This window comes from Paraburkholderia sp. BR10923, assembly GCF_040948765.1.
Classification (GTDB): domain Bacteria; phylum Pseudomonadota; class Gammaproteobacteria; order Burkholderiales; family Burkholderiaceae; genus Paraburkholderia; species Paraburkholderia youngii.
The window spans coordinates 1-670 of record NZ_JBFPKO010000147.1; the positions used below are offsets into that span (position 1 = coordinate 1).

A 670-nucleotide genomic window follows, 5' to 3' on the forward strand; every position below is an offset into this window, starting at 1 on the left:
GGCTTTGTCCGGATGGGTACGAGTTCCCGTGCCATGGACGCGACTATGCATTTTTGACGCAAACCGGTTTGCCGAAGGCGTTCCACCGGTTCAGCAGGTTGGCGATGATTACGCCTTCGCCTTCCTGCGACGCAAGCTCCTGCGTCAGCAGGCGCTCGCCGATGCAGCGCTTGATACGCGAGATCTGTGCCTCGACCAGCGAGCGCACACCGTAGCCGTATTTCTTGTGAAATGCATAGATGCCTTTGTCCTCGATGTATCTGACGATCTGGTCATGCCGGCGGGTTCGCTCCTCGCCGTGTCCGACAGTGTGAGCTGGCGGTGGGATGACGGGCGTCACGCCCGCGCCTGAAAGCGCTTCGGTACGCTCGATGCTGTAGTACGCGCCATCGGCAATCACCCGATCCATCGGCACATCAGCGGGCAGCACGGCGTCCATTCCTTCGCTGTCCGATACTTCTGTAGTGGTGATGCGGATCGCGTGTACGTTCATGTCAGCGTCGATCGACAGATGCATCTTGCGCCACGGCGTGCGCGCGGCCCTCTGAGCGAACTTTTCCTCGTACCACTGGCTCGCCCGCCCAAAGCTCAATCCCGTGCTGTCGACGATGAGACTGATCGTCTCGCCGCGCGCGAGACGTCGGGCCAGCTGTTCGCAACGCTGCGTGAC

The 670-nt window shown here is 61.2% G+C and carries 1 protein-coding gene; it reads right to left on the bottom strand.

Going from position 1 to position 670, the window contains the following annotated elements; translation table 11 throughout:
* Window positions 1-43: 43 nt before the first annotated feature.
* Window positions 44-670, bottom strand: a 627-nt coding sequence (locus AB3X94_RS41835) for a transposase (protein ID WP_368614470.1), incomplete at its 5' end; no start/stop codon positions are given.